This window comes from Amphritea atlantica (genome assembly GCF_018860855.1).
Classification (GTDB): Bacteria; Pseudomonadota; Gammaproteobacteria; order Pseudomonadales; family Balneatricaceae; genus Amphritea; species Amphritea atlantica_A.
The window spans coordinates 197,869-224,091 of the sequence record NZ_JAHKQE010000014.1 but is presented as its reverse complement, the minus strand read 5'-3'; the positions used below and the strand labels follow the sequence as shown (position 1 = coordinate 224,091).

25 protein-coding genes and 1 riboswitch are annotated in these 26,223 nt (G+C 48.5%); of the genes, 8 read left to right on the top strand and 17 right to left on the bottom strand.

The genetic code is table 11. The annotated features are described in order from the left end of the window. Positions 1-33: 33 nt before the first annotated feature. From thiC to radC, 10 genes are all read right to left on the bottom strand, one after another. Positions 34-1,914 carry a phosphomethylpyrimidine synthase ThiC gene (gene thiC, locus KO512_RS06815; RefSeq protein ID WP_215951576.1) on the bottom strand — a complete coding sequence of 627 codons (1,881 nt, stop codon included), beginning with the start codon at positions 1,912-1,914 and terminating at the stop codon, positions 34-36. Between the two features lie 56 nt (positions 1,915-1,970). After that, positions 1,971-2,369, bottom strand: coding sequence for a hypothetical protein (locus KO512_RS06810; RefSeq protein WP_215951575.1), 399 nt, complete (start codon positions 2,367-2,369; stop codon positions 1,971-1,973). Positions 2,370-2,416: 47 nt separating this feature from the next. Then, a riboswitch (TPP riboswitch) is annotated at positions 2,417-2,525 on the bottom strand. Between the two features lie 687 nt (positions 2,526-3,212). Beyond that, positions 3,213-4,259 (bottom strand): MJ1255/VC2487 family glycosyltransferase, encoded by a 1,047-nt coding sequence (locus KO512_RS06805; protein WP_215951574.1) that lies wholly within the window; start codon positions 4,257-4,259, stop codon positions 3,213-3,215. 42 nt (positions 4,260-4,301) lie between these two features. After that, positions 4,302-4,835, bottom strand: a complete 534-nt coding sequence (locus tag KO512_RS06800; RefSeq protein WP_215951573.1) for a phosphatase PAP2 family protein — start codon at positions 4,833-4,835, stop codon at positions 4,302-4,304. 72 nt (positions 4,836-4,907) lie between these two features. After that, complete coding sequence (locus tag KO512_RS06795) at positions 4,908-7,199, bottom strand: EAL domain-containing protein (protein WP_215951572.1); 2,292 nt, start codon at positions 7,197-7,199, stop codon at positions 4,908-4,910. Between the two features lie 42 nt (positions 7,200-7,241). Next, positions 7,242-8,150 (bottom strand): alpha/beta hydrolase, encoded by a 909-nt coding sequence (locus KO512_RS06790; protein ID WP_215951571.1) that lies wholly within the window; start codon positions 8,148-8,150, stop codon positions 7,242-7,244. Then, positions 8,150-8,962 (bottom strand): bifunctional DNA-formamidopyrimidine glycosylase/DNA-(apurinic or apyrimidinic site) lyase, encoded by an 813-nt coding sequence (gene mutM, locus KO512_RS06785; protein ID WP_215951595.1) that lies wholly within the window; start codon positions 8,960-8,962, stop codon positions 8,150-8,152. The genes KO512_RS06790 and mutM overlap by 1 nt, the downstream gene beginning before the upstream one ends. A gap of 90 nt (positions 8,963-9,052) precedes the next feature. Then, positions 9,053-9,208 (bottom strand): 50S ribosomal protein L33, encoded by a 156-nt coding sequence (rpmG, locus tag KO512_RS06780; protein WP_019622531.1) that lies wholly within the window; start codon positions 9,206-9,208, stop codon positions 9,053-9,055. An 11-nt stretch (positions 9,209-9,219) separates the two neighbouring features. Further along, positions 9,220-9,456, bottom strand: coding sequence for a 50S ribosomal protein L28 (gene rpmB, locus KO512_RS06775; protein ID WP_126160021.1), 237 nt, complete (start codon positions 9,454-9,456; stop codon positions 9,220-9,222). A gap of 210 nt (positions 9,457-9,666) precedes the next feature. After that, the gene (gene radC / locus KO512_RS06770; RefSeq protein WP_215951570.1) at positions 9,667-10,341 is read right to left on the bottom strand and encodes a RadC family protein; all 675 of its coding nucleotides are present in this window, start codon (positions 10,339-10,341) and stop codon (positions 9,667-9,669) included. A 156-nt stretch (positions 10,342-10,497) separates the two neighbouring features. On the opposite strand from radC, the gene coaBC reads away from it, so the two are divergent. The 5 genes from coaBC to KO512_RS06745 are packed head-to-tail and all read left to right on the top strand — an operon-like array spanning position 10,498 to position 15,454. After that, on the top strand, positions 10,498-11,697 hold the full coding sequence (gene coaBC, locus KO512_RS06765; protein ID WP_215951569.1) for a bifunctional phosphopantothenoylcysteine decarboxylase/phosphopantothenate--cysteine ligase CoaBC: 1,200 nt from the start codon (positions 10,498-10,500) through the stop codon (positions 11,695-11,697). Between the two features lie 19 nt (positions 11,698-11,716). After that, positions 11,717-13,156 (top strand): phosphomannomutase/phosphoglucomutase, encoded by a 1,440-nt coding sequence (locus tag KO512_RS06760; RefSeq protein WP_215951568.1) that lies wholly within the window; start codon positions 11,717-11,719, stop codon positions 13,154-13,156. Further along, on the top strand, positions 13,140-14,054 hold the full coding sequence (argB, locus tag KO512_RS06755) for an acetylglutamate kinase (protein ID WP_215951567.1): 915 nt from the start codon (positions 13,140-13,142) through the stop codon (positions 14,052-14,054). The genes KO512_RS06760 and argB overlap by 17 nt, the downstream gene beginning before the upstream one ends. Beyond that, positions 14,054-14,650, top strand: coding sequence for a nucleoid occlusion factor SlmA (gene slmA, locus KO512_RS06750; protein ID WP_215951566.1), 597 nt, complete (start codon positions 14,054-14,056; stop codon positions 14,648-14,650). The genes argB and slmA overlap by 1 nt, the downstream gene beginning before the upstream one ends. Positions 14,651-14,686: 36 nt before the next feature. Then, positions 14,687-15,454: a sulfite exporter TauE/SafE family protein gene (locus KO512_RS06745; RefSeq protein ID WP_215951565.1), complete on the top strand. Its 768-nt coding sequence runs from the start codon at positions 14,687-14,689 to the stop codon at positions 15,452-15,454. Between the two features lie 926 nt (positions 15,455-16,380). Here KO512_RS06745 and KO512_RS06740 read toward each other — a convergent pair. From KO512_RS06740 to gpmI, 4 genes are read right to left on the bottom strand one after another with little or no spacing between them, the layout of a single operon-like run. Further along, positions 16,381-17,229: a divergent polysaccharide deacetylase family protein gene (locus tag KO512_RS06740; protein ID WP_215951564.1), complete on the bottom strand. Its 849-nt coding sequence runs from the start codon at positions 17,227-17,229 to the stop codon at positions 16,381-16,383. Continuing rightward, on the bottom strand, positions 17,226-18,575 hold the full coding sequence (locus tag KO512_RS06735) for a S41 family peptidase (protein ID WP_215951563.1): 1,350 nt from the start codon (positions 18,573-18,575) through the stop codon (positions 17,226-17,228). Before KO512_RS06735 ends, KO512_RS06740 begins: the two co-directional genes overlap by 4 nt. A 54-nt stretch (positions 18,576-18,629) precedes the next feature. Next, positions 18,630-19,772 carry a murein hydrolase activator EnvC family protein gene (locus KO512_RS06730; protein ID WP_215951562.1) on the bottom strand — a complete coding sequence of 381 codons (1,143 nt, stop codon included), beginning with the start codon at positions 19,770-19,772 and terminating at the stop codon, positions 18,630-18,632. Between the two features lie 35 nt (positions 19,773-19,807). Continuing rightward, positions 19,808-21,358 carry a 2,3-bisphosphoglycerate-independent phosphoglycerate mutase gene (gpmI, locus tag KO512_RS06725; RefSeq protein WP_215951561.1) on the bottom strand — a complete coding sequence of 517 codons (1,551 nt, stop codon included), beginning with the start codon at positions 21,356-21,358 and terminating at the stop codon, positions 19,808-19,810. 325 nt (positions 21,359-21,683) lie between these two features. On the opposite strand from gpmI, the gene KO512_RS06720 reads away from it, so the two are divergent. Genes KO512_RS06720 through secB form a run of 3 tightly spaced genes read left to right on the top strand, consistent with a single transcriptional unit; the run spans position 21,684 to position 22,860 of the window. Continuing rightward, entirely contained in the window at positions 21,684-22,097 is a 414-nt protein-coding gene (locus KO512_RS06720; RefSeq protein ID WP_215951560.1) for a rhodanese-like domain-containing protein, read from the top strand. Positions 22,098-22,099: 2 nt separating this feature from the next. Continuing rightward, complete coding sequence (gene grxC, locus KO512_RS06715) at positions 22,100-22,354, top strand: glutaredoxin 3 (protein WP_215951559.1); 255 nt, start codon at positions 22,100-22,102, stop codon at positions 22,352-22,354. 23 nt (positions 22,355-22,377) lie between these two features. After that, on the top strand, positions 22,378-22,860 hold the full coding sequence (gene secB, locus KO512_RS06710) for a protein-export chaperone SecB (RefSeq protein ID WP_215951558.1): 483 nt from the start codon (positions 22,378-22,380) through the stop codon (positions 22,858-22,860). 101 nt (positions 22,861-22,961) lie between these two features. On the opposite strand, the gene trmL is transcribed toward secB, so the two are convergent. Genes trmL through glnL form a run of 3 tightly spaced genes read right to left on the bottom strand, consistent with a single transcriptional unit; the run spans position 22,962 to position 25,969 of the window. Further along, on the bottom strand, positions 22,962-23,426 hold the full coding sequence (trmL, locus tag KO512_RS06705) for a tRNA (uridine(34)/cytosine(34)/5-carboxymethylaminomethyluridine(34)-2'-O)-methyltransferase TrmL (protein WP_215951557.1): 465 nt from the start codon (positions 23,424-23,426) through the stop codon (positions 22,962-22,964). Between the two features lie 54 nt (positions 23,427-23,480). After that, on the bottom strand, positions 23,481-24,905 hold the full coding sequence (glnG, locus tag KO512_RS06700) for a nitrogen regulation protein NR(I) (protein ID WP_215951594.1): 1,425 nt from the start codon (positions 24,903-24,905) through the stop codon (positions 23,481-23,483). Beyond that, positions 24,905-25,969 (bottom strand): nitrogen regulation protein NR(II), encoded by a 1,065-nt coding sequence (gene glnL / locus KO512_RS06695; RefSeq protein ID WP_215951556.1) that lies wholly within the window; start codon positions 25,967-25,969, stop codon positions 24,905-24,907. The genes glnG and glnL overlap by 1 nt, the downstream gene beginning before the upstream one ends. Positions 25,970-26,223: the final 254 nt, after the last annotated feature.

Sequence of the window (26,223 nt, the reverse complement as noted above, 5' to 3'; positions counted from 1 at the left end):
TCTCATAACTGACCGAGTTAAACAGAACCGTCATTACACCTTGTGATAGATCTCAGCGCCGGTCTCTTTAAACTCCTGAGATTTTTCCTGCATCCCTTTATCGGCTGCTGCCTGTATCGATGCGATTTGGCTTGCATCCAGATCACGAACTTCCTGAGAGATTTTCATCGAACAGAACTTAGGCCCACACATCGAGCAAAAATGCGCCACCTTAGCGGATTCCTTCGGCAAGGTTTCATCGTGATAGGCTCGGGCTGTATCAGGGTCTAGGCCAATATTAAACTGATCTTCCCAGCGGAACTCAAAGCGTGCTTTGGACATCGCATTATCACGAATCTGTGCGCCTGGATGCCCCTTAGCCAGATCGGCAGCATGAGCGGCGATCTTATAGGTGATGATGCCTGTTTTAACATCATCTTTATTCGGCAACCCTAAGTGCTCTTTCGGTGTGACATAGCAAAGCATGGCACAGCCATACCAACCGATCATCGCCGCACCAATGCCTGAGGTAATATGATCATAGCCTGGGGCAATATCGGTGGTCAGTGGTCCTAAGGTATAGAATGGCGCTTCATGACACTCGGTTAACTGCTTATCCATGTTCTCTTTGATCATATGCATCGGTACATGTCCTGGGCCTTCAATCATCACCTGCACATCGTGCTTCCAAGCAATTTTGGTCAGCTCACCAAGGGTTTCAAGCTCCGAGAACTGGGCTTCATCGTTAGCATCATAGACCGAACCTGGACGCAGTCCATCCCCTAACGAGAACGATACATCGTAGGCTTTACAGATCTCACAGATATCTTCGAAGTGAGTGTAGAGGAAGTTCTCTTCGTGGTGCGCCAAACACCATTTGGCCATGATAGAGCCACCACGGGAAACGATACCGGTCATCCGCTTAGCCGTCATCGGGACATAGCGCAGCAAGACGCCGGCATGAATGGTAAAGTAATCCACGCCCTGTTCCGCCTGCTCAATCAGCGTATCGCGGAACACTTCCCAGTTAAGATCTTCAGCCACACCACTGACTTTCTCAAGTGCTTGATAAATCGGTACGGTACCAATAGGCACAGGGGAGTTACGCAAAATCCATTCACGGGTTTCATGGATATTCTTACCGGTAGACAGATCCATAATGGTGTCCGACCCCCAACGGATACCCCAAGTCATCTTCTCTACTTCCTCTTCAATGGAAGAGCTCAGTGCCGAATTGCCGATGTTGCCATTAATTTTCACCAAGAAATTACGGCCAATAATCATCGGCTCTACTTCGGGGTGGTTAATGTTGGCGGGAATAATCGCCCGGCCTTCAGCGACTTCTTGACGCACAAACTCAGGAGTGATCTCATCAGGAAGCTTCGCACCGAAGCTATGTCCGGGGTGCTGCTGCGCCACAACATTACCTTCAGCACGGGATTTCGCCAACTTCATGTTTTCACGGATGGCTATGAACTCCATCTCCGGCGTAATAATCCCTTGGCGGGCATAGTGTAACTGAGTCACGTTTTCGCCCGGTTTGGCTTTTAACGGCTTACGGGTTAATTCAAAACGCAGGTTATCCAGACGCAGATCTTGCTCACGGGCACGACCATACTCCGAACTCAAACCATCGAGCTGTTCGGTGTTATTACGTTCTGCAATCCACTCTGCTCGCAACGGCGCTAGACCTTTACGCACATCAATACTCGCATTAGGGTCTGAATAAGGGCCCGATGTATCGTAAACATAAAGCGGATCATTCTTTTCACCGCCCATATCGGTTGGCGTATCATCCAAGCGAATCTCTCGCATTGGCACCTGCACATCGGGACGAGAGCCTTCAATATAGACCTTGCGTGAATTTGGGAATGGCTGTACTGAGGCTTCATCAACCTGAGCACTGCGACTTAAAACCGTCTGATTGTCTGACATCGTATCACCTGTTTTTGAGTTTCTTTTTATAAAATTCCGGCTGAAAAAGCCCGTTATCAATAATGATGAACCTGATATGCTGCCCTCTGCCAACCGATGGTCGATTGATGGCAGAAACCGCCGAATGACGGAAATCGTTGCTGCCAGAGGCAGAGGTTAAATGAGCAGAGATTTAATGGGTTGAGTCGGCACAGACCAAGCGTCACTGATACATTTCCAAGGTGTTCATCGTTGAGCAATGCAACGATTATCTGCTCCATTGTGACGCAACGAGCTAATGGCTGAATGTCTCTAATCGCTTGAATAAGCTGTGCAGTCATCGCGTTAATAACGGCTACAAGCCTCGCGAAAAAAAGAGAACGCAACACGGAATATAGCGCTAAGCTCGCATGGATATCGGCGCCGCAGAAAAAACGGGCGATAGTCGCTGGTGTTGGAATATGTTTTTCAGACATCGGTACGGGTCCAGCATTGAGAGCTAAACCGGGCACGAAAAGACAGTATGACGGTTTATCTCGGTTTCCTACGCCGGTACTAACCGGATCAGGTTCGCGGGTTATTGGTCTATTTCAGTCCAACTCTCAGCCCAAAGGGCACCCCGACAAGATTCGCTTAGTTTATGTATAACTATTATCAATGTCCATTGTTCAACCAAAATATCCCAATAACACTGCTGGGCCTAAGATAAGATTTCTTTTCTATAAAACTAAAAATAAGAATTTTTCCTATATTCACCCACTTGTACTTCATTCATTATGTGCCTCAGGAAGATTAATTGTTCGGAGTGAACACAGGACGGCCACGACAAGCGGATCAGGAAGCACGGATTGCTGGCATGAAGCCTAGGATTAACCGCACGGAAAATGGAAGCCATATAAAAAGAGCACTTCAGAGGAAACTGAATGCTCTTTTTTTTTCGCTCATTTTTCTATCCATTACTCACCCGCTGCGACCAAATAGGATTTTTTCCTATAGTTCCAATAACAGAGAAATAGGATACTGGTTTTGAGGGATCGATGGCCTTCAAGGATGAAGGTAAAACCAAGGAATGGTATACAAAGGAATTTGAAAGGCAACGGATTGTCGCTTGTCTATGTGTATAAAGGGTCGATGAAAAAGGATACAGGGATGTCACGGCAGGAAGCCGGATAGATTTCATCACTAAACGGATTTAACTCGGGTAAAACTAGGCAAATATTAGACATGCAAAAGAGAGCACTTAAGTAAAACTGAGTGCTCTCTTTTTTATATCTGCGGTTTAACTTTCAAACGTTAATCTAAATAAACGACAATCTAAATCAGCCTATGGGTTCAAGCTGATCGAACACACTGCCCTGCCAAAGCGCTTGCGCCAATTCCGTGGGCGTTTGTGTGCAGCCTTCCTGTATCCAGCAAGCTAACGCAGCCGCCACATCCGGATAAACCATCGGCTCCGGTGATGGCTGACTCACCCAGCGATAAAATTGTTCTGCCTGCAATTCAGAAAACACCTCGGCAAGACCGAAATGCTGCAACACGGCCGCATTGGAAGCTTGCTCCGGCTGGCCTGACAACGGCTTCGTCAGTAACTTTTTGCCCGCCTGTAACACCTCGCTGGACAAACCAAAACCACTATTGGCAATAACTCCTTCACAACAGGCTTGAGCCTGGCGGAACGCCTCACGGGATAAGGGACGCCAAAGAATATGGCCGTCATCTTCAGGCCGGTCAATATCGCAATAAACATGAAATTCAAAGTCACTAAATGGTAATAACCACTGGCGAATCTGCTGACGCTCTTCAAATGGTAAATAAACCAGAATCATACCCGCCTGCTGAGTAATAGCGTAAGGCTGAGGCTCTATTAACGGCGGTAAAATCGGCCCATTGAAGTGATGCCAATGCAGTCCTATCCCTTGCTGCACGGGGGTAAAAAAACGGATCATCGGCATCATAATACGCCCAACGCTCGGTCCAGGGAGTGGATAGCGAAAGGCGTATTGATGGGCGATACCGATACAGGGCTTCTTCTGCAACTTCGCCGCCCAAGCGGTAATAGGTTCAAAATCACTGATAATCAGATCATACGACTGCAGATCCAACGCACGAATATCACTGATCAGCTGTATAAAGCTGTTCTGCCTTAGACTACGCCAACGATCAATCCGCCCATCCTTAACGCTAAAGGTTAACCCACGACGCACCTGATAATCACCGAAGGGTTCCATATTAAAGAGTTTTTCAGGAGGGCGGCCGCTAAACAGGAAATCAACCTCAATACCCTCTTTTAACAAAGCCGGCGCCATCACTCTGGCTCGGGTAATATGACCATTCCCCGTCGCCTGTACACCATAAAGAATTTTCATGACTGATTTTCCAAACTGGTTGTTTCAAACAACGGCAAGATTCTAGAAGAGGTCGATCAGATTTAGGCCAATCACTGCGGATACCAACCCGAGCACCGCACCGGCAAGAATATCGGTCGGGTAATGCACGCCGAGAAATACACGCGCCAGCGCAATCAACCCAGCCAAGGTATAGCCCAGCATCATGAAGGCCGGATAATAAACCGCCAATAGTGAGGCAAACACGAACGCTGCTGCGGCATGACCCGAAGGTAAACTGAACTTATCCGCTGGAGTAATTTGTGGGGTAACATCTGCAAAACGATCACAAGGACGGTCACGTTTAATCAGTTGTTTTAGATAAAGATAAACCGGCAGCTCAATCGCAAAGACAAACAAGCCTGCCAATAGAAACTCACCACCATGCTTCGGCTCCAACCATGCGAGCAATAAGCCAATAATAAGGTAGAGGCTACCATCCCCCAGCTTGGAGATAAGTCGACTCAAGGTGGGCATCACCGGTAATCGACAGGTGCCAAAGCAGAGGTAATAAAGGGAAACATCGAAAGCGGCTAAACGTTGCTGTAGTGCATTCATGGTTTTGAACCAAATGTTTGCTGTTTGACAACATTTTGATCCAAAAACGATTACAGAACGGTGAACAACTATTTAACCTTCTGTGACAGGCTCTTTCTCCGCGGTACAAATCGCCGTCACCGACGTCGAAATTTGTCGCAATAATGCGGGAGTGATTAAGTTGGGTTTTAGCGGACGACTAAACAGATAACCCTGAGCATGTTGGCATTTCAACCCTAACAAAATCTGATATTCTTCACAGGTTTCCACGCCTTCGACAATAACATCCATATTTAAAGCGCTCCCCATCTGCAACGAAGCTTTAACAATCTGCAGACTGGAGTAATCATGGGTAATGCCGCGAATAAACCCTTGGTCGAGCTTAAGCTTGGTCACCGGTAGCTCTTTTAGATAAAGCAGTGACGAAAATCCCGTGCCAAAATCATCAATTGAAAAGCACACGCCCTGCCGAGTCAGCTTACCCATCGTCTCTTTCGCCTGAACACGATCCCCAAGAAACACAGATTCGGTAATTTCTAGCTCAAGTTTCTCTGCAGGAAAGCCGCTTTGCTCCAGTGCATTTAGCACCTTGCTAGCAAAATCCGATTCAACAAACTGCTTCACGGACACATTCACCGCCAAGCGCTCGAAGGTTAACCCCTGTTTAAGCCATTCGCTACCTTGCTTGCAAGCCAGCTCTAGCACTCGATCACCGAGGGTCACGATCAAGCCTTCCTGTTCGGCTAGGGTGATAAATTTATCCGGCGGAACATTGCCAAACTCCGGATGACGCCAACGGGCCAGCGCTTCAAAACCAACCAACTCACCGCTGTGTAAAGTGATCTGTGGTTGATACTCAAGATAAAACAGATCCGAATATAACGCCTCCGCTAATGACGCCACTAACTGCTGATTTTCGTGCAGCTGATCACTCATCTCAGACGTGTAAAATAGATAGCTGCCGACATTCTTCTTTTTCGCTTCATGTAACGCGAGATCCGCTTGTTCAAGCAGTCGTAGGGGTTCGTAAAGTTCGCCCTCATGTATCGAGATTCCCGCCGTTGCGGTCAGCGAAAAACTTTGATCACCCGAGACAATCGGTAAACTGATCTCGGCGATTAAACGGTCGGCAAACTGGCTCAAAGAGGTACGGTTAGCAGAATGTCGCAGCAATACGGTAAATTCATCGCCACCATTACGAGCTAGCACCGAACTACCACTCAGACGCGCCTGAAGCCGCTCACTCATATGACTTAGAACATAGTCCCCCATTTTCTGGCCGTGAAAGTCATTGATCAGACTAAAGTTATCTAAGCCAATTAAAATGATGCAAGTGGTTTGCTCTTTCGAGCGGGGTAAACGGACATATTCAGCCAGCGTTTCCGTCATAAATTGCCGGTTATAAGCACCGGTTAACTCATCATGATAGGCAAGAAAACTCACCTCTTTCTGAATCTCTTTACGATAGGAAACTTCTCGTTTCAAAGAACGATTCCATAAAATAACGATCAACAACAGCACACTGGTTACACCAAAACCAACAATAACTAACCATTGAGTCAATGTTTCAATATCAACCCGCTGAGTATCTTCTGGGGTTAACCAACGATCTTCAATCTCCTGTCGTTGCTTGGGGGTAATAGACGCCATTGCTTTATTAATCAACACCCCCATCATTGGCTCATCATTGCGAGTGCCAAAGGTGAGATGGTAATCAAAACCCACATTACCTACGATACTAATATTATCGATGCCATCCTTTACCGAATAGAAATAGCCTGCAGCAGCAGAGCCACCCACCGCCTCAACTTGCCCTGCACCCAATAGATTGAAAGCCGCCCGCAGGGTTGGCGTCTCAACAAGATCAATCTCAGGATAGTTATTACGAATATAATTCGCTACTGCGGTTCCTTCTGGCACGGCAAAACGCTTGCCGGCAAAATCAGACATTTCGGCCTGACTAGAGTGGCCTTTCTGGGTATATATTTTATTCGATAGATGTGAATAAACGTCGGTGAAGTCTAGATAATTTTGACGCTCTTCTGTCTCACTAACAGCGACCGCAATATCAACAGCGCGAGCTTTCGCCGCCACGATTAACGCACCATAACTTTCAAAAACTTGGTGTTGAAACCCTGTCCCTAACGCGCGCTCAATTAAGTGAAGATAGTCCATCGACAGGCCTTCTAACCCGCCATCACCGTCTCGAGCCGAAAGATAGGGAGGCATCACGACCACACCGACCTTCATCGAGGCACGATGTTCCTCAAGCCATTGAGATTCTGGCTCGGTCAGATCAATTTGAGCGGTCGCCGCAAGCGACACCACCATTAGAAAAACTGACACCAGTAATGGTGCCAGCTTAGCACGTAGAGTAGCCGTCATATTTATTCTTGTAATTACTCTTACCCTAAAGAATATTAACGACTAGGACTTCAACCAGTCTGCAATAATATCGGCTAATTTAAGTGGCGCAGTCAACGGCATCATATGCCGCTCACCAGGCACAGAGATTAACTCAATCGGCTGTTCTGCTTCAAAAATAACTCGACGGGCATAACCTATCGACAACACTTCATCTTGGTCACCTTGCACGATGACAATCTTAAACGGATAACGCTGCTGCATTATTCCGGCCTTACGACTAAAGACACTGGCAAGCGTTTTAAAAGGATAATCCAATACTAACATAGGATCCTGATTGATTAACCGACCGGCGGGGTGTCCTGCTAACAGCTGATGATAATCCACCAGACATGAGAGCGGTAAACGCACGGAAGGAAACAATATAGCGCTGCCCCAAGTCCACTGCCAACCCATAAAATGAAAAATATCAGGAGGCACTTCTGTTGTTAACAGCGTACCACAAACTACTTTACTGATACGATCATCATGCTCTGCAGCTGCAACCGCCAGTAATGCACCAACCGAATACCCATAGATAAAATAAGGGCCTTCATAGCGCTCTTCGAGAGCATCAATCACGTCAGAAACACAAGCTTGTACACTTTCAACCGTATAAGCCCCACGTTCACCACCGGAATAACCATGGCCTGGCGGGTCAATCGCAACAACATTAAAGCCTCGATCAGAAAGGTGACTCAGCATCGCCGCGTAAAGTTCACCATAAGTACCAATACCCGGTAGAAACAAAAGCACAGGGGAATCTGCATGATGTTCATAGACTTCACAATGGATCGGCAATTCACCGACATGGAAAGTCTTACGTTTGGCGAGAAAGGGTTCACTCCCCAAAGCCTTCTGCAAAGCTTGCCGAGTTGAGCTAATTTCACCACCTTTAGGGGTAGGTTTCAAAAGAGGTTCTATCTTTTCCATCAGTGTTGACACTCCGGACAGTAAACAGTGGAACGCTGACCGAGACGTATCTCTTTCAGCGTTGATTTGCAGTGATAACATAATTCACCACCGCGACCGTACACATTCAGTTGTTGCTTAAAATATCCCGGCTTACCATCACCACCGACAAAATCTTTCAATGTAGTACCTCCTTGTTGTATTGCTCGGGCCAGCACTGACTTTATTTCATCGACAAAACGACTCAGTCTCTCAGCCGAAATATTCCCTGCGGCCCGCTTTGGGTGAATACCTGCACTAAACAATGCTTCGTTAGCGTAGATATTACCGACACCCACAACTATCTGACTATTCATAATAAACTGTTTTATTGCCTGTTTTCGCCCAGCGCAACGCTGCTGTAGATAACTGGCTGAAAAATCACTACTCAGAGGCTCTGGCCCCAACTTTTCTAGCAACGAATGTGATTCACCTAACGGTTGCCACAATACTGAGCCAAATCGACGCGGATCTGTCAGTCGCAATGCCATACCACTATCGAGAACCAGATCAACATGGTCATGATAAGCCGCTGGCTGATCGGCGCTGACCATATAGAGACTACCAGACATCCCCAGATGAATCATTACCGCGCCATTCGGCAGATGAATTAACAGATATTTACCCCGCCGAGTCACCGAACTCACTCGAGCATTTGTCACCCAGTCGGCTAACTGCTCAGGTATCGGCCAGCGCAACTTCGGCTGGCGCACCGTTAATGCAGTAATTGTACGCCCCTCAAGATGAGGTTCAATACCTCGACGGGTGGTTTCAACTTCGGGTAATTCAGGCATATTCGTAAACTTCAGCGTCATTGGTGATCATTATTGCAGGCACAAAAAAACCCGGACTAGGCCGGGTTTTTTGCTTAGCCAAGATTATTATTACTTAATCTTCGCTTCTTTGTACATAACATGCTGACGAACAACAGGATCGAATTTCTTCATTTCCAGCTTGTCAGGGGTAGTACGTTTGTTCTTAGTAGTGGTGTAGAAGTGACCAGTACCAGCAGATGAAACCATCTTGATCTTATCGCGCATAATCGTGCTCCTTAAACTTTAATGCCGTTCTTGCGAACGTCAGCCAACACAACATCGATACCTTTCTTATCGATGATACGCATACCTTTAGAAGAAACGCGCAGACGAACAAACTTCTGCTCGCTTTCTACCCAGAAACGGTGCCAATGCAGGTTCGGCAAAAAGCGACGACGTGTGCGGTTCAATGCGTGGGAAACGTTGTTTCCTGCTACAGGGCGTTTACCTGTAACCATGCAAACTCGAGACATGACAAATACCTTACTTATAGTTTATGTAACTTCTATCAGATACTTATTGGATCAGAAGCGATACGTCCCAGATAAATAGGGCCGCTTCATTATCCTCAGGCGGAGCGTCCAAACCAAAGACTCAAATCCCGTACCGGTGGATAGAAGAGCGCGCATTGTACAGAAAACAAACGCCACTGGCTATACAGGCTGAATATTTTTTATTCTGCCTCAAATCATCCCTCTTTCCGCTAGAGAAACCGTCACGCCTGCGCCCACCACCATATGATCAAGCAGGCGAATATCAACCAAATTTAACGCCTCTTTAATGCGTAAGGTGATATTCTGATCCGCCAGACTCGGTTCGGCCACACCGGAAGGATGATTATGCGCTAGGATAATAGCCGCCGCATTATGGTATAGCGCCAGCTTCACCACCTCTCGGGGATGCACTGCCGCACTATCGATCGTCCCCTGAAACAACTCCTCATAGCAGATCACCCGATGTTGGCTATCTAACAACAAACAGGCAAACACTTCTCGACTTCGATCACTTAACTGCAGTTGCAGATAATCCCGAACCAGATCCGGCGATGTCAGCGCTGAATCCCGCTGCAACTGCTCGGCATGACAGCGCCGACTGATTTCCAGCACCGCCTGCAGCTGCACATATTTTGCAGGCCCCAAACCAAGCTCGGCGCAAAAGGTCGCTTGATCGGCATTAATTAACGCCCGTAAACCACCGAAGCGGGTCAACAGTTGACGGGCGAGATCTACCGCACTACAGCCCTTAACGCCGGTGCGTAAAAAAATAGCCAGTAATTCGCCATCCGACAGACTCGCTGCCCCCTGCCGTAATAATTTCTCGCGAGGACGCTCCGCTGCTGGCCAATCGGTAATCGCCATAATCACATCCTTGTGTCATTTTTCCTATATCAACATATCCGTATCCAGTGTAGACCAACACTTAGACTGCCGCCGTGGGAATGTAACTCGACCGGAGATAGTGGTATCTTATGCTCCCTCAATGACCCTCTATATGCAGATATAAAGTTATCCGGTATGCAAAGACTCACGAACAGACAGATTGTTTTAGGTATCACAGGTGGTATTGCCGCTTATAAAAGCGCAGAACTGACTCGCCTATTAAAAGGGGCAGGGGCCGATGTTCAAGTGGTCATGACGCCCGCCGCGGTCGAATTTATTACGCCACTGACATTACAGGCACTCTCTGGCAATCCGGTACATTTACATCTACTTGATCCTGAAGCCGAAGCCGGCATGGGTCATATTGAACTGGCTAAATGGGCCGACATGATCCTTATCGCTCCCGCCAGTGCGGACTTTATGGCACGACTTAATAGCGGCCACGGCAATGACCTGCTGAGCACTCTCTGCTTAGCAACCGAAGCCCCTGTCGTGCTGGCACCCGCCATGAATCAAGCGATGTGGCGTGATCCACAGACTCAGGCGAATGCAACCAGCTTACAAACAAAAGGGATACGCCTGCTCGGCCCTGGCGTAGGTGAACAAGCCTGCGGCGATACTGGTCCCGGTCGTATGTTGGATCCGCTTGATATTGCCAGCCAAGCGGCCGCACTGTTTGATCGCGGCTTACTGACAGGCAAGCGGGTTGTTATCACCGCCGGCCCCACCCGTGAAGCATTAGACCCGGTGCGCTATATCAGTAATCACAGCTCGGGCAAGATGGGTTATGCCCTCGCCGAAGCCGCCATTGATGCCGGTGCTCAAGTGACACTCATTAGTGGGCCAGTCAACCTGCCCGCCCCCCAGCGGTGCCAACGTGTCATGGTTGAAAGCGCCGAACAGATGCTGGCTGCATCGCTGGAAAATATCGATCAGTGCGATATTTTTATCGCTTCGGCTGCCGTCGCTGACTACCGGCCCTCTGCTGTTGCCGAACATAAGCTGAAAAAAGGTAAAGAGGAGATCATGGAGCTCCACTTAATAAAAAACCCCGATATTGTCGCCACTGTTGCCGCGCTGAAAAACAAACCGTTCACCGTCGGCTTTGCTGCAGAAACTCGGGATGTGGTTCATTATGCCCAGGATAAATTAACCCGAAAGAAACTCGACCTTATCATTGCTAATGACGTCTCCCGCAGTGATATCGGTTTCAATAGCGATGATAATGCCGTCACCGTGGTCAGCCATGATCAGGTACAGCCACTGCCACTCTGTAGCAAACGTCAACTAGCCGCTAAGTTAATCGATATTATTGCCGCCAAACAGCCACGCTGAATCAGGAAACTATTAACCGTTGAAGCCACAGCAACTCAATCCGGCCATTTTCCGCGCCTATGATATTCGCGGCATCTACCCCGATAGCCTTAATGCCGATAGCGCACTGCTGATCGGTCAGGCGATCGGCAGTGAAGCCCTTGAGCGAAATCAGAAGACGATCTGTGTTGGCTACGATGGTCGACTATCCAGCCCTGATCTTAGTCAGGCGCTAATGCGTGGTTTATTGCGTAGCGGTATCGATGTTATCGAGCTCGGTATGATTCCCACCCCAGCCCTCTATTTTGCCACCCATGCATTAAATACGGGCTCTGGAGTCATGGTGACCGGCAGCCACAATCCCGCACAATACAATGGTTTTAAAATCATGCTGGGCGGCCACACCCTAGCTGGGGACGAAATCGCGGGTCTTTACCAGCGCAGCATCGATAATCAGCTTACCCGAGGCAAGGGGGCACTGCGAACGCATAATATTACCGAGACCTACCTCGCACGCATATTACAGGAGCGACAACTACAACGACCGCTTAGCATTGTCGTTGATTGTGGTAATGGGGTTGCTGGCCCGTTAATCGTCCCATTACTACAACAATTTGGTTGCGACGTTACTCCACTTTATTGCGATATTGATGGTCACTTTCCCAACCATCACCCGGACCCGGAAAAGCCTGAAAACCTGATCGACCTGATCGCTAAAGTCCGAGAACTCAAAGCGGATATCGGCCTAGCCTTAGATGGCGACGGAGATCGCCTCGCCGTAATCAATAATAACGGCGAGATCATTACCCCAGATCAACTTATCTGCCTCTTTATTCAAGATCTACTGCAGCGTCATCCCGGTGCTAATATTGTCTATGATGTAAAGTGCTCTCTGAACATCGGTTTATTGATTGAGAAACTCGGGGGCAACGCCGATATGTGGTGCTGTGGCCACTCAATGATTAAAAACCGTATGCGGCAGACCGGAGCCCTTTTTGGTGGTGAATTTAGCGGCCACCTGTTTTTTGCCGAACAGTGGTATGGCTTTGATGATGGTCTCTATGCCGCCGTACGCTTGTTAGAACTGCTCAGCCGTACAGAGCATACCGCCACAGCGTTATTCCAGCCATTTCCGGCATTGCCTTCGACCCCCATGATTAATATCGCGGTCCAGGATGAAAACAAATTTCAGCTCATCGAGCAGATGAAGCAAATAGATTTTTCACCGGCCACCGTCTACGATGTGGACGGTTTACGGGTCGAATATACTGATGGCTGGTTCGGTATCAGGCCTTCAAACACCACACCAATGCTAACCTTAAGAATCGAAGCACTAACCGTAACAGCCCTCCATCGGATCATCCGTCAGGTGGAAGCAGCGCTGCAACAGGTCATTCCAGGCTTGCAAATACCTGAGTTAGCGGTTACAAACTACACAAACCCTATAAATAGAGACGATACAGATGCCACTGTCACGTAAAGAAGCGATCAATACCGCTAACGTGCTAAGCGAAGCACTCCCCTATATTCAGCAATTTGCGGGTAAAACCGTAGTCATCAAATACGGCGGCAACGCCATGATTGATGAAAAGCTGAAGGACAGCTTCGCCCGCGATATCGTGATGATGAAACTGATCGGCATCCACCCTATTGTGGTACACGGCGGCGGACCTCAGATCGGCGAACTGTTAGACAAGCTAGCCATTGAATCACACTTTGTGAACGGCATGCGGGTCACCGATGCGAAAACAATGGATGTGGTTGAAATGGTGCTCGGCGGCATGGTCAACAAAGATATTGTTGGCCTAATCAACCGCAATGGCGGCAAAGCGATCGGTCTAACCGGTAAAGACGGCATGCTCTTAGGTGCACGTAAACTGAAGGTGAAACATAAATCACCCGAGATGTCGGTTCCCGAAATTATCGATATTGGTCATGTTGGTGAAGTGGACCACGTCAACACCAAGGTCCTCGATATGCTCAGCAACTCGGATTTTATCCCTGTGATTGCACCGATCGGTGTTGGTAGCGATGGCGCATCCTACAATATCAATGCGGATCTCGTTGCCGGTAAAGTGGCTGAAGTCTTACAGGCTGAAAAACTGATTTTACTCACCAACATTAGCGGCCTACTGGATAAAGCAGGTAATGTTCTGACCGGCCTAACCACCAATGAGGTTGATGAGCTGATTGAAGATGGCACCATCTACGGCGGCATGTTGCCGAAGATAGACTGCGCTCTCAGTGCGGTTAAATGTGGCGTCAACAGCGCTCATATTATCGATGGTCGCGTTGAGCACGCTTGTATTCTCGAGCTCTTTACCGATGAAGGTGTCGGTACACTCATCACCAATCAGACCCGCAAGGTGCAAGAATAATGGCGGCAGAGGCAAACGAGAAACCATCCCGGCGAGAGCAAATTTTGCAATCGCTGGCGATGATGTTAGAAAGCGATCCCGGTGCTCGAATTACCACGGCGGCATTGGCAAAACATGTGGGTGTTTCGGAAGCGGCACTGTACCGTCACTTCCCCAGCAAAGCACGGATGTTTGAAGGGTTGATCACCTTTATTGAAGACACCGTGTTTAGCCGCATCAACATCATTACGGGCTCTGACGCCAATGCATTGAAGCAGTGTGAACAGATTTTGACGCTGTTACTCGCCTTCGTTGAAAAAAATCCAGGCATGGCCCGCATTCTCACGGGAGATGCCCTGTCCGGCGAAACCGACCGTTTGCGTCAACGTATTAATCAGTTTTTTGAACGGCTAGAAACACAGCTAAAACAGATTATGCGCACCGCAGAACAGACAGAAGGTTTACGTACAGAGCTTCCTACCGGCGCAACCGCTAATTTGATGCTCGCCTGTGCTGAAGGTCGTATCCGTCAGTTTGTCCGAACTGAGTTTAAAGCCCGACCCACACTCAACTGGGCAGACCAATGGACGATTCTTGCCGCGGCAGCCCGTCGTTAAAAGCTTGTCTCATGCCTAACCGAGATTCATTGATAAATGATCATCGAACAACTCAGTCTGGTGCTGATTTCGCTGCTAGCCAATGGTCTTTCTGCCATGGCTGGCGGGGGCGCCGGTCTGCTACAACTTCCCGTCTTACTCTTTCTTGGATTGAGCTTTAGCAGCGCTCTAGCAACCCATAAGATCGCTAGTGTCGCTTTAGGTATCGGCGCTACCCTGCGTCATCTACGGGAAAAGTCTCTCGATCGTCGCTTCTGTCTGTTTATACTCGCCTGCGGTCTTCCCGGCGTCATTCTCGGTGGCGTTCTGGTGTTACAGTTGCCAGAATCACTGACGATCTTAAGCCTAGGTATACTGACCTCCGGTCTTGGTCTCTACTCGGTCTTTAAGGCTCAGCTAGGCATGACCCTAGAACCCCGTCATCGAGATGCTTCCGGTATGTTCATCGGCGGGCTAGTACTTGGGCTAATCGGCATTCTTAATGGTTCACTCACCTCGGGTACCGGCTTGTTCGTCACATTATGGTTGGTACGCTGGTTTGGTCTGGACTACAAATCCGCAGTGGCTTATGTATTGGTGCTCGTTGGACTGTTTTGGAACGGCTCCGGTGCTATCACCGTGGCACTACAGCAACCGCCTCACTGGGAGTGGCTACCGGCATTGATTATCGGAGCTATTATTGGCGCCTATACTGGCACGCACCTAGCGCTAAGTCGGGGTAATGGCTGGGTAAAGCGGGCTTTTGAAACACTGACTATCGTAGTGGGTGCTAAGCTAATCTACGACGGGTTAATGCTATTCTGATAGGGGTCATTTAAGGACACGGGTAGCACCGGTTTCCCGTAGGGTAGCGAGCACAAACCGCACCCATGGAAACAACCTTAGATCAAAAAATATCTCTCATCACCGATGTGATTCACAAAGCTCACCAGCACCTTACGAATGATCCAAACCGATACAACCCCGCGCCAAATCCCAACGATTTCCCGTAGGGTAGCGGGCACGAACCGCACCCATGGAAACAACCTTAGATCAAAAAATATCTCTCATCACAGGTGTGGCTTGCAAAGCTCACCAGCACCTTACGAATGATCCGTACCGATACAACCCCGCGCCAAATCCCAACGATTTCCCGTAGGGTAGCGGTGAGGTACGAACCGCACCCATGGAAACAATCTTAGATCAACAACCATCTCTCATCACCGGTGTGGCTTGCAAAGCTCACCAGCACCTTACGAATGATTCGTACCGATACAACCCAGCGCCAAATCCCAACGATTTCCCGTAGGGTAGCGGGCACGAACCGCACCCATGGAAATAACCTTAGATCAAAAAATATCTCTCATCACCGGTGCGGTTCGCAAAACTCACCAGCACCCGACGAATGATCCGTACCGATACAATCCAACGCCAAATCTAACGATTTCCCCTAGGGTAGCGGTGAGGCACGAACCGCACCCATGGAAACAATCTTAGATCAACAACCATCTCTCATCACCGGTGCAGTTCGCAAAACTCACCAGCACCTTCCGAATGATCCGTACCGATACAACCCGACACCTATCGTTCCAGCCATACACTGTAGGAGCCTCTTCTAGGGGCGATAATAACTGAAAAAACAGATCGAATATTAAAAAGGATGTCATACAATTGGCTTTTCCAAGCCTCACACTCATCCTAAGGCAGCGTTAATACAGGCGACTCTTTCACAGTGGATTGATCTTGCAGCACTAACGAGGCCGGCAATGATCTTGCTGATTACAAGCAGGCGCAGATACCTCGACGAGCCGTTGAGCATCTACCAAGCGTCGCGCTTCAGCTTGCTGCAATAGAAAACCACTGGGTGCAACTAACTGAATACCTTGCTCACCGATAGTGGGCAGGACTTTTGAAAGATAACTAATGGTTTCGGGATAAGGGTGACAAATTAATACCGCAAAACCCTGCTCTTGCGCCAACCGAATACCGTAGCGAAACTGTTTATCGACAAATGCTGTCGTCTGCTCATGATCAAGAAACACATCCCGCATTAACCAAGGAATACCCCGAGAGTAAGCCGCTTTCCAAGCGACCGTCTCACTTGTGGTTCTGCTATCAAGAAAAAACAGCCCCTGTTCAGCCAGTATATCCATCACCCAATCCATTTTCTGTCGTCGCTGGGTAAGCAAGCTGCCCATATGATTATTCACGCCAGACACATGGGGGACAGCGGCAATATTATCCCGTAACACTTTTGTGAGCTGCGATCGATTAAGACTATCCGTCAACGCTCCCGGCCCCAGTCGCAAATGAGCCGCATTGGCCATCGGCGCATGTAACATCACCTCTTTTCCCTGACGGAATGCCAGTTCAGCAAGAGCAACACTATGAGGTGTATGAGGTAAAACAGAATAAGCGATTGGACCCGGCAAGTTAATCGCGGCAGTCCCTTTTTCGAGGCTATTACCTATATCATCGATGATGATAATAAGCCGAGCTGATGCCGGCTCAGCAACAACCGACGAAGACAATGACAACCAAAACAGGATCGCTACAAGAGATGCAGCAACCCCATGACGGTGCCGAATAGGCTGTATCACTGACTCTCGGTTTGCGCGGCTTCAGGTTGAGTACGGTTAGCCGATTGAGTGCCGGATCGAACCACCGCCAGACCTTTCAATAGATTGAGCGCTTCGTACAGCTGAAAATCGTTCTCAACAATGGACACTAACGGTTCCGATGGATCGACCATTTCCGCTTTGGCATTTTCCAAGTGACCACTCAGATCCCGCTCTTTAATAAAGTTACCGGAATCTTTAAGGTTTACATCCGCTTCGGCCACATAGATATCTGGCACAATGCCCTGCGCTTGAATCGAACGCCCCAGAGGCGTGAAATAGCGCGCGGTGGTGAGTTTTAATGCTCGATCTTTAGTCAGCGGTAAAACGGTTTGCACCGAACCTTTACCAAAGCTATCAACGCCCATAATCACTGCTCGCGATTGATCCTGAAGGGCACCGGCAACGATTTCAGAGGCGGATGCCGAGCCCTGGTTGATCAGCACAACAATGGGTACATCATTATCAACCAACGTTCTTTGAGTCGCATTATAACGCAACTCCGAATTAGCAACACGACCCTCGGTATAAACGATCAACCCCTGATCAAGAAAAGCATCACACACCTCAACCGCCGCCCGTAAAACACCACCGGGATTGTTGCGCAGATCCAGCACAATACCGCTCAATTCACTTTGCGCTTTTAGTTTTTCGATCGCGACCTGAAGATCATTACCGGTATTAACCTGAAACTGAGTAAGACGTAGATAACCAACACCACCACCCAGCAACCGCTGTTTTACACTGGCTACACGAATGATGTCCCTGACAACAACGATCTCTAAAGGCTTATCTTCGCCCTCCCTAATCACCGTCAAGACCAGTTCAGAACCCGGCTTACCTCGCATCAGTTTAACCGCGTCCGCCAACCCCATACCCTGTACGGGCTGATCGCCGAGTTTAACGATAAGATCGCCGGCTTTGACGCCCGCACGCTGCGCTGGAGTGTCATCAATGGGAGCGATAACCCGAATAAAGCCATCTTCTAGACCGACTTCAATACCTAAACCACCAAACTCGCCACTGGTATGACTTTGTAAATCAGAAAAGGCATCCGGCCCAAGGTAGGCCGAGTGAGGATCAAGCCCTGCCAACATGCCGCGTACCGCATCTTCCAGTAACTTAGCGTCATCAACCGGCTCGACATAAGAGTTTTTAATGCGCTCGAAGACTTCTGAAAATAAACGAATCTCTTCTAGCGGGATACTTTTAATCGCCTCACTTTCAGGCGTAACATCCGCAGCCAACAGAGGTGCAGCTGCCCCACTCAACAGGCAGGTCAGCAACAGAGGCTTAGTCAGGCTGGATAGCTGTTGCTTCAGCGTCATGATTCATCCTTATTTAGACATCTGTAAAATATTGAAACAGCATAACCGCTACCACTACCTTCTCGCCAGCCATTTAAGCGGATCTGCTGAATTTCCCTTATAACGTACGGCAAAATAGAGTCCTGAAACACCGCTGCCGCCACTGCTACCAACGGTGGCTAACTGATCTCCGGCAGAAACCCACTCCCCGACGTCACTTAACAACGACTCGTTATGGCCGTAAAGACTCATATAGCCGGCACTATGATCAACAATAATCAGCAACCCATAGCCGCGTAACCAGTCGGAGAAAACTACCCGTCCATGATGAACCGCCCGTACCGGCTGACCGGTTTTTCCTGCCAACAAGATACCTTCATAACGAATACTATCTCGCGTGTTACCAAAGCGCTGAACAATTTTACCCTTTGCCGGCCAAGGTAAACGCCCCTTCAGATCGCGAAACGCTTTTTCATCACTGCCAATGGCGATTTTTTCAATCGACTCTCGAATCTGCGCAAGCAGTTTTTCCAGCCGCTGCTGATCCGCCTGCATCGTTTTCAGTTTTTGGCTGTCACTGCTGAGTTTTGCCGCTAACTGATTGAGCACCACTCGACGCTCTTCGCGCACAGACTCTAGATCGACTGAGCGCGCCTTAAGTAGATCTCGACGGTCAAAAATACCCTGCTGTGCTCCACGAATAGCCTCTTCAGCTTCCTCTAGGCGAACCAATCCCGTACGGAAGGATTCGAGTCGCTCAGTGAGCGTCTGATTAATCCGATCATAATAACGCAACATCCGCGAAACCTGCTCGGGATCTCGCTGAGTCAACAGTAACTGCAAACGCGGCTGATGGCCGGTTTTATATTGCTGTCGCAGCTGTTGCTCCAGCCCCACCGCTTGTTGTTGCAAGGAGGTTAGTAGCGGCTTTTTTTCCTGTTCTAAGGTTCGTAACTGCGTTTCAGCATCCTTTAATTGTTGATTAAGACGCCGAATTTCCCGCGTTAACTCACCAATACTCTGATCGGTACGGCGCACTTCTCGCTGCACCGAAGCATGTTCACCTTTCAAAGAGCCAAGATTTTTACTCAACTTAGCAATCGTCTTTTTCAACGATACAATTTCAGCTTCGGTAGCTTTTTCCTGAGCAGCAAAAAGCGGCGGTGTTAGCGAGAGCAACGTCACCATTAAACATAGAACTAATCGTTTTTTTGGCATATACAGACAGGCCGTTGACAAAACGGCCTGCATCCTCAGCTTATGTCAGCCAGTGAATGACCCGTCATCTCTGCAGGCTGCTCTAACCCCATCAGCGCCAGAATCGTTGGCGCCAAATCACACAACGCGCCATCTTTAAGCTGCAACTGAGATTTACGCGGGCCATCATAGACCAACGCTACCGGCCAAAGTGTATGTGCTGTATGTGCTTGACCGGTCTTTGGATTCACCATCAACTCAACATTGCCGTGATCCGCTGTAATCAGTGTTTCACCGGCGACTTTATGCATCGCCTCAAGCACCCGACTGATACACTGATCCACCGCCTCAACCGCCTTTACCGCCGCAGCAAAATTGCCGGTGTGCCCCACCATATCAGGGTTAGCAAAGTTACAGACAATCAGATCAAATTTACCACTCTCGATCGCCTCAACTAACTTATCGGTCACTTCCGGCGCACTCATTTCCGGTTTCAAATCATAGGTCGCTACATCCGGAGATGGCACCAAGATGCGTTCTTCACCGACATACGGCTGCTCCTCTCCCCCATTAAAGAAAAAGGTCACATGGGCATATTTCTCGGTTTCGGCAATACGCAGCTGGGTTTTATGCTGCTTGGATAGAAAATCACCGAGGCTATTAACCAACTTAACCGGTGGATAGGCGCAACTCGCTGGAATATCCGCCGCGTATTCCGTCATCATCACATAATCGGACAATGCTGGTGTCGCACTACGGACAAAACCATCGAACGCTGTGTCCACAAAGGCCCGAGTAATCTCTCGCGAACGATCTGGACGGAAGTTGGCGCAGATCACTGTATCATTATCTCTGATCAGCCCTACAGGCTGGCCATCCGCACCAATAATGGTGGTTGCTTGCACAAACTCATCATTTTCATCACGCTCATAGGCATGATGTAACGCATCCAACGCCGAGGTTTCATAACAAGGCGCCAAACCTGTGGTCATCGCATCGTAGGCTAACTGCACCCGATCCCAGCGATTATCCCTATCCATCGCAAAATAACGACCAACAATAGTGGCGATAGCACCACAGCCTAACGCTGCAAATTTCGCTTCTGCAGCTTTAATTGAATCTTCGGCACTGCGTGGCGGCATATCCCGACCATCCAGAATACCGTGTAAAAATACCTTTTTAGCACCTCGCTTTACCGCCATCTCGAGCAAAGCAAATAGATGTTTTTCATGGCTGTGCACACCACCAGGCGATAACAGACCGGTAACATGCACCGCACCGTTTGCCGCAACCGCTTTATCGATTGCTCCGGTCAGTACCTCATTATCATAAAAGGTACCCTCTTCGATCGCTTTATTAATGCGGGTAAAATTTTGATAAACCACTCGGCCAGCACCAATATTCATATGGCCAACTTCAGAATTGCCCATCTGCCCTTCCGGCAACCCCACTGCCAAGCCCGAGGTCGCAATACTGCTATGTGGGGATTCTGCCATCAATCGATCCCACGTGGGGGTAGAGGCGGCGGTAAGCGCGCTGGATTCGGTTGCTTCTACACCGAAGCCATCGAGAATAATTAACGCTTTTGGGGATCGCTGATCAGTCATAGAGGTTCTTTTCACTCAGAGTTGTTGTAGAGTTTTAAGCTGTTATACACAGCTAGCCCAATGGCCGGATATTTTACTGACAAAACACGCTAATGGCGAATGCTCCTAGAAAAGCACGATTCATTTCGAAAAACCGCCAGTCATATCCGATATCCCCATCATTCAGCATTTTTCATCGCTATTTACGTCTTGTGGCTGTTACCTGTTGCGCTTTGGCAAGGTATACTTACCCGCTTTAAAAACTATCATTGCGATCAACTTGGATTTTAACCTCTAAATTAAGAGACTAGATTTAAGTATCTTCGAAACTGGCCGGATACAGAGAATGGAACAACTGCTCGAATTCATCACCAATAATATTATGCTGGTAGCGGCTTGGGCTTTGACCCTAGCGATGTTGCTGTGGACCGAACAGAATAAAGCGGGCAAATCAGTAGGCACCCATGAAGCAACCCGGCTGATCAATAAAGACAATGCTGTCATTCTGGATATCAGACCGAAAAAAGAGTTTGTCACCGGCCATATTACCGATGCAGTCCATATTCCGGTCACAGAGCTCGACACACGCATCACCGAACTGGATAAACATAAGCAAAAACCGATTATTGTGGTCTGCAATATCGGTCAAACTGCCGGTGCCGTCAGCAAAAAGCTGAAAGCAGCTGGTTTTGAAAATGTTGTGCGTCTATCTGGCGGCATGACTGAGTGGAAATCACAAAGCCTACCGGTCATAAAATAGTCATGTCAAAAATAACGTTATACAGCAATAGCTGGTGCCCCTTTTGCCGCAGAGCCAAGATGCTACTCGATAGCAAAGGTGCTGTTTACAACGAGATCAATGTTGAAGCAGTATCCGGTGCGCGGCAAGAGATGATTAAACGCAGCGGCCGAACTTCGGTCCCGCAGATTTTTATCAATGAACATCATGTCGGCGGATGTGACGATCTGTTTGCCTTAGAACAACAAGGTAAACTGGATAAGTTACTGGCTGATTAATTCAATTATCAGGATATAAAACCATGGCAGAGAACGATCAGAGCACACAAGAACAACAAAACCCTCAGTTTGCTATTCAGCGGGTTTATCTGAAAGATGCGTCTTTTGAAGCGCCTAATTCACCTAAAGTATTTACCCAGCAGTGGAAGCCTGAAATCAATCTAGATATGAATTCAGCAACATCTACACTGGACCAAGGTGTTTTTGAGGTTGTTCTGACCCTGACAGTTACCGCGAAGAATGATGACGAAACCGCATTTTTGGTCGAAGTACAGCAAGCGGGTATCTTCACTATTACTGGCCTTGCCGACGCAGAACTGCATCATACACTAGGCGCGTTCTGCCCTAGCATTCTGTTCCCATATGCGCGCGAAGCCATTGATAATATGGTTAACAAAGGTAGCTTCCCAGCACTGATGCTATCACCGGTCAACTTTGATGCGCTGTATGCACAACAGATGCAACAGCAAGCTCAAGCAGCGACCGAAGAAACACCACAGCATTAATGTCTTGCTCGCTAAGCCTTAACGCTTAGCCAAAAAAAACCGGACATAGATCCGGTTTTTTTGTACCCCAATAATGCTCAGTTAACTAATGTTCAATCGACTTAAGCCCCTTCAGAAAAATCTAACTGCCGCCAAGCCTCATAAACCACCACGGCCACGGTATTAGACAAATTCAGGCTACGACTCTCGGCTTTCATCGGCAAGCGCAAGCGCTGCTCAGCGGGTAAGCTATCCAACACCTCGGTCGGTAAGCCTCGCGTTTCTGGCCCAAACAACAGCACATCACCAGCAGCAAAATGAGCACCGGTATATGTACGGCTACCCTTCGTGGTTAACGCCCAGATAGTGCCTGTCGACAACTCATCCAGACAGCTCTGTAGATCCGGATAACGCCCTACCTGTGCGAACTCGTGATAATCAAGCCCAGCACGGCGCAATTTCTTATCATCAAAATCAAACCCTAATGGCTCAATCAGATGTAACTTAAATCCGGTATTGGCACACAAACGGATAATATTACCGGTATTGGGCGGTATTTCCGGCTGATAAAGCACGACATGAAGCATAAAAAATCCCTGACTCACAATGAGGCAGGGATTATAGCTGAAACAACGCTAAGATTACTCTTCTATCATGTCAGGCACATCATCCATACCCAACTCTTTGATCTTGCGGGTCAGCGTGTTACGCCCCCAACCCAGCAATAACGAAGCATCACGACGACGTCCCGCTGTTTGCTTCAAGGCCGCCTCAATCATGATTTTCTCAAACGCAGGCACGGCCGTATCCAAAATGGATGTTGAACCTTGCTGTAACTGTTTTTCAGCCCAGTTACGTAACGCTTTCTCCCAGTTGGATGTGACGATCTGTTCATCACCGGTCTGTTCCAACAGTTCGGGTGGCAGATCACCAATCAAAACCTCGCGTCCGGAGGCCATCACGGTCAGCCAACGACAGGTATTTTCTAACTGACGCACATTACCCGGCCAAGGCAAGGTACTTAAAAACACCTCGGTATCTGGATGTAATAGTTTTGATTCAACACTCAACTCTTCCGCTGAGCTTTGGAGAAAATGACGCGTCAAACGGGGAATATCTTCACGCCGTTCAGCCAGTTTAGGAATATGAATACGGATAACGTTGAGACGGTGAAACAGATCCTCACGGAAACGTCCTTCCTGCACCAAACGATCCAGATCCTGATGGGTCGCCGCAATAATACGCACATCCACCTTAACCGAAGTATGCCCACCGACTCGGTAAAACTCTCCTTCGGCTAACACTCGAAGCAGACGGGTCTGCGTATCCGCAGGCATATCGCCAATTTCATCGAGAAACAGAGTACCGCCATCCGCCTGCTCAAAGCGTCCTGGACGCGCCGCTGCCGCGCCGGTAAAAGCACCTTTCTCATGACCAAATAGTTCTGACTCAATCAAATCTTTCGGGATAGCCGCCATATTCAATGGAATAAACGGCTTAGAGGCACGTGGACTATGTTGATGCAAGGCATTGGCAACCAACTCTTTACCCGTACCCGACTCACCGTTAATCATAACGGTGATATTCGACTGAGACAGCCGCCCGATAGCCCGAAAGACCTCTTGCATCGCTGGCGCTTCACCGATAATTTCAGTCTGCGCCTCAGGCTCTTCGCCTCGCTGCTGCTGCTGTTCACGAGCGTGCTCTACCGCCCGCATCACCAATGCGGCCGCCTCATCAATATCGAACGGCTTAGGCAGATACTCAAACGCACCGCCCTTATAGGACGCCACCGCGCTATCCAGATCGGAATGCGCCGTCATAATAATGATCGGTAACTCGGGATGCTCTTCGTTGACGCGCTCGAGTAGATCCAGACCGTTGATGCCAGGCATCCGGATATCACTGACCACCACATCTGGCGACTCACGCTGTAATTGTTGCAGCATACTATCGCCGCTCTCAAACAGAGTAACCCTAACCCCTTCACTGGAGAGGGCCTTGTCCATTACCCAACGAATTGAACGATCATCATCTACAATCCAGACAGATGCTGCCTTAGTCATCATTGTTGCTCCAGTGGTATTAATAGTTGAAAACAGGTTTCGCCCGGAACGCTGCGACACTCAATCAGCCCCCGGTGTTTTGCTAATACAGATTGTGCGATGGAGAGTCCGAGCCCAGTACCAACGGCTCGACCGCTCACCATAGGATAGAAAATTTTCTGGCGCAGCGCTTTAGGTATACCCGGACCATTGTCCGTTATCTCAACGCAACAGACCAACCGATGCATCTCGGCACCTAACGTCAAATTACGAATAACACGGGTGCGTAATAGAATTTGTGGCTGCTCAGTAGCTGACTCTTGTAATGCCTGCATACTGTTTCTAACAATATTCAATACCGCCTGTATCAGCTGCTCACGATCCCCCATAAACTCGGGGAGACTCGGATCATAATCTTTCTGAATAGCAATATCGTTGCCAGCCTCTGCCGTGACCAGACTACTCACATGCTCGAGTATCGAATGAATGTTAACCTCTTCCATCCGCGGCATCTTATGAGGCCCTAACATTCGGTCGACAAGATTACGTAAACGATCCGCTTCATCAATAATGACGCGGGTATAATCGTGCAACGCCTTATCCGGCAGTTCCCGCTCAAGCAATTGCGCAGCACCCCGTAAACCACCTAATGGGTTTTTAATTTCATGGGCAAGCCCTTTGACTAACGAAATAACCGTTTCATGATTGCTCAACAACTCCTCTTCCCGCGAGATTCGAATTAACCGATCCCGTGGCGTCAGCTCAATCAATACCAACCGGCCATACTGCTGCGGCATAGGATTAACACTGTAATCAATCGTAATTTCATGGCCTGCTAGGGTTACCAGCTTTGCCTCACGCTTAGTAAAGGGGTGACCCATTTCGAGGGCCGCGGCAAGGGCGTTCTGATCATCATCAACGAGAAACCAATCATGAAAAGGCAGCTGCCGCAGACGACGGGCACTTGACTCAAGCAACATTTCAGCCGACGGATTCATATAGACCAGTTGCAACTGATCATCGACCAACACCGTCGCCGTTGATAGGCTATCTAAAATATGCTTATGTAAATCAGGTGTATTCATCTTCGATATCATGCCTCTAAACTTGTCATTATTTCGCTTAACTAAACGAATACAACGGTTATAAAGATATCTGCAAAAAGCAAACCAACTCAGTGCACAAATAAAAATAAGCACAGGGACGGGGACTCACGGCTATTCACAGCCCAAACTTGAGCATCGTTAGGTAATAAGCATAACACAAAGCGCACCAAATTAGTGCGCACAAGTTAAAGACAAAAAAAAGCCTCTCATGATAAGAGGCTTTATTTTCAGTT